This is a genomic window from Acinetobacter sp. 228, assembly GCF_048147885.1.
In genome coordinates this window covers 1-1,193 of record NZ_JAYWYV010000406.1, presented here as the reverse complement: position 1 = coordinate 1,193, position 1,193 = coordinate 1, and the positions used below count along the sequence as shown (strand labels likewise).

Below are 1,193 nucleotides of genomic sequence, written 5' to 3'. Positions count from 1 at the left end.
AACAGGCTCATAATGTGGTTGGGTTTGTTGTAATTCGGCTCCTAAACCTAGACGTTGCAGGCACTGAGTAATCTTTTCGTCTTGAGTACTGTGATACACCGCTAAGTGGCGGGCGGGCAAATCAAAATGAAGTTCTTGAATATGTTCAGCATAAGAAGCTAAAGCCATTCGTACCATTTGTTCTTCGGCTGCACAATCCATACGGGGAATATGATAATAACTCACCCATTGGGTTTTATTTACCCTAGGTTCACTTGCCACAGAAAAGTCCTGAGCTGCTACATTTGAGCACCCACAGCTAGAACAGCTTTTATTTACATTTATTTGATTCTCTTGTTTTTCTAAAGCCATCTTTGCACCATAACTGACACAAAAAACAATGCCATCAGTATAAACCAATGGCATGTCATTAAGCTTACTTTTTGTTCGGCAATTAGAATTTTAGTGTTAACCCAGCTCCATAATACCAACCATGTTCTGAGCCGGTTCCAGTTTGCCAAGCGGTTTGTTTTAAACCTTTTTCATAACCATAACCGAAATCAACAAATGGCATTACCTTTTTATTGATTTCATAACGGGTTTGAAAGCCAGCTTGTAAACTCGACAGGCCTGTTTTACTGGAATACCGAGATTCATCTTGTAAAACAACATCTGCTTTTAAATAGGGCTGACCAATCAACTTTTGAGTAAAAAGCAAATCTTTTTCTGTCTCTAAGCTTAACTTCCATAACTGATCTTCACCTACATAAAGATAAGCATCGGTTTCAAAGAAGTAAGGCGCCATGCCATGTAAGCCCACTACACCAGCCCAGCGATCTTGCTTTTCGTCTTCCCGTTGTAAACGTTCATAGTTTACCCCGGCCTGTACATCCCAATAGTCAGCTACATTTCGACTATAAAGTACTGAACCGCCATACTTGGCATCTTCCGACTCGGCATTTTCAACATGGGCTTTAATGAACAATTTATTTTCATCGGTTCCCACCCAGCTTTCCAATTCAGAAGAAAAACTGCCTTCACCCTCTTCATTTTGGGTCCAGGCAGTATCAATCTTTGTTGCTTGATAAACCTGTCCACCATGTTCGCGTAAATGATCGTGTGTTAAAGGTTCTTGAGCAAAAGCAAATACAGATATACCCGAGAAAGCACCGCAACATATCATTTGAGAAAATAACTTAGTGATGCGCATGACT

General features: G+C 40.4%; 1 protein-coding gene and 1 pseudogene. Both read right to left on the bottom strand.

The annotated features are described in order from the left end of the window. Nucleotides 1-405: pseudogene (locus VXQ92_RS19415) on the bottom strand (cation transporter); the annotation flags it as partial. Between the two features lie 28 nt (nt 406-433). Further along, nucleotides 434-1,189, bottom strand: coding sequence for a copper resistance protein B (locus VXQ92_RS19410; RefSeq protein ID WP_416682896.1), 756 nt, complete (start codon nt 1,187-1,189; stop codon nt 434-436). Between the last annotated feature and the right edge of the window lie 4 nt (nt 1,190-1,193).